At 45.9% G+C, this 257-nt stretch carries 1 protein-coding gene; it reads right to left on the bottom strand.

Features of this window, described 5'->3' with window-relative positions; translation table 11 throughout:
- Nucleotides 1-76 precede the first annotated feature (76 nt).
- Nucleotides 77-257, bottom strand: a 181-nt coding sequence (locus QN347_RS20330) for an ATP-binding protein (RefSeq protein ID WP_323494479.1), incomplete at its 5' end; no start/stop codon positions are given.

Below are 257 nucleotides of genomic sequence, written 5' to 3'. Positions count from 1 at the left end.
AAACCGTTCAAGCTGTTTTGAAGTGTAGCGTATTTTCCGTGAACGATAAACTAAGAATAACAATATTTAAAGATTGCTATGCCGTCGCAACTTGAGGAGTAGCAATAATGCCACACGGAAACTGTGCGCTGAATTGACTACCGACATCGGGAGTCGATTCAATCAGCAGTTGTGCGCTATGCCGTAACAAGACATGCTTGACGATGGCCAAGCCCAAGCCGGTTCCTTGGGTTTCACGCGAACGACTCTTATCGACT

The sequence above is a fragment of the Sphingomonas sp. 10B4 genome (genome assembly GCF_035019905.1).
GTDB lineage: Bacteria > Pseudomonadota > Alphaproteobacteria > Sphingomonadales > Sphingomonadaceae > Sphingomonas > Sphingomonas glacialis.
The sequence above is the reverse complement of the archived record's forward strand: the minus strand, read 5'-3'. Positions and strand labels throughout refer to the sequence as shown.